General features: G+C 65.5%; 4 protein-coding genes. 3 read left to right on the forward strand and 1 reads right to left on the reverse strand.

All coding sequences use genetic code 11. The annotated features are described in order from the left end of the window. On the forward strand, positions 1–130 hold a 130-nt coding region (locus tag WA944_RS12155), incomplete at its 5' end, for a hypothetical protein (RefSeq protein WP_526611587.1). 1 nt (position 131) lies between these two features. Here the strand turns inward: WA944_RS12155 and WA944_RS12160 are convergent. Continuing rightward, a complete protein-coding gene (locus WA944_RS12160; protein WP_205390313.1) occupies positions 132–512 on the reverse strand; it encodes a hypothetical protein in 381 nt (126 codons plus the stop codon). 96 nt (positions 513–608) lie between these two features. Between WA944_RS12160 and WA944_RS12165 the strand changes: the two genes are divergently transcribed. Both WA944_RS12165 and WA944_RS12170 read left to right on the forward strand, forming a co-directional pair. Then, positions 609–1,148, forward strand: coding sequence for a TetR/AcrR family transcriptional regulator (locus WA944_RS12165; protein ID WP_526372174.1), 540 nt, complete (start codon positions 609–611; stop codon positions 1,146–1,148). A 307-nt stretch (positions 1,149–1,455) separates the two neighbouring features. Beyond that, positions 1,456–1,644 (forward strand): hypothetical protein (locus WA944_RS12170; protein ID WP_526646982.1); only part of this gene is annotated, 189 nt, incomplete at its 3' end.

The following is a 1,644-nucleotide window of genomic DNA, read 5'->3' on the forward strand; positions in this document are numbered from 1 at the left end:
CTCGGACGGCAAGACCCTCGAGGATCCGCACGAGCTGACCGATGCGATGGTCGAGGCATTCATCGAGATCCGTAATGCGGCAGGTCTTTCCGAGGAGCTCACGGTCGTCGAGACCGCGATGGCGCCCTAGCCTAGGCGGCAGGGGCAAGCTGTTCGCCGTCAGAGCTGTCAGCCGCCCGGACGGCGGGGGTAGCGGTGTGGGCCTGCACGGTGTCGTCTCCCCGATACCTCAGAACGTAGCGTTCGGCTGCCGAGCGGTCGGTGTTCCCACGGATGGGGTCGAGGCCGAGTACGACGTCGTCGGCGGGGCCGGCAACGGCAATCTGGCGACGACGAAGCGCGAAACACAGTGCGCCTGCGGCATAGCTGGTCACCATGGCGACACCGAGGACGGCAGCTCGGTCGAATCCGAAGCCGAGCGCCGCGACGAAGAATCCGAGAAAGGCAAAGCCGATGAGTGTCAGGACGTAGCCCACTGCGGGCAGTGGAACGCGGGCGAGCAATCGGTACACAGCATCCTCCTTCATAACTACGCTACGGGTAGCGTAGCGCTACGTCTAGTGTAGCGTAAGCCTCGGTGTACTGCTCTGAACAGCGGAACGAGGGACATGACTGCTGGCAGTGGTGCGGATGGCAGCGACGAGGTGGGCGCCCGAATACTCGAGGCCGCCTTGCAGATCCTGCGGGCGCGTGGTCCGCGCGCCGTGACGATGCAGTCCATCGTCGAGGCCACCGGTATCGCGAAGACGACCATCTACCGGCGCCACCCGAACCGCCGCGCGCTGCTCACAGCAGCCCTCGCCGGCCTGGTTGTGAGACCGGTGGTCCCGCCGGGATCAAGCCGTGAGCAGCGGTTGGGTTGGGTGATCTCGCAGTCGATGGACGTCATCACCCACGGGATCGGAGGCGGCGGTTTCGCTGCTCTGCTCACCGATGAGGACCTCGACTTCAGCGAGGTGTTCCGGGAGATCCTGGGTGCTCACCGGGGACTGGCCATCGAGGTACTCGGTGACGACAGCGGTGACGCCGACACGGTGATCGACATGATCGTCGGGGGCTACGTCGCAGAACTGGCCCGCACCGGGACCGTGGACAGCAGGTGGAGGGAAAGGGTTCTGGCGATCCTCACCCGGCAGACCCGAAGCTAGCGGCGGTGGACCGCGGAGTCGTGGTGTTGCCGCGGAGGGTGAAGCATAGGGAAATCCCCATATCGGCGCCGCCGTCAATGGCGATAGCTTCAGACCTGAATGCGTTCTCGGCAATGTGTCAGGCGGCCTGCTCGGCGGGCGACTCAAGGGGATCACAGATGGGTTCGACGGGCAAACATCGGCTGCAGACACCGCCAGGGCGTGCACCTCGTCGGGTGCTCAACGGCGACCACCGGGGAGAGCACATCGGTCGGGTCGGCGGGCTGGCCGCCGCACTCGGTGTGGGGGCTGTGTTGTTCGCAGTGCCGTGGACGGCGGCTGCAGACTCCGACGACTCATCGTCGTCATCAAGGTCGTCGTCGTCGAGCAGCAGCGCCAGCTCGTCAACGTCGTCCTCGTCGTCGGGAGCGTCCACATCGGCAAAGCGTCCAAGTCGGGCAGTAGCTCGGACGATTCCGGCTCCTCCGACAAGAGATCCTCGAATGCTGACGCCGAC

The organism is Mycobacterium sp., from assembly GCF_049683355.1.
Taxonomy (GTDB): Bacteria; Actinomycetota; Actinomycetes; order Mycobacteriales; family Mycobacteriaceae; genus Mycobacterium.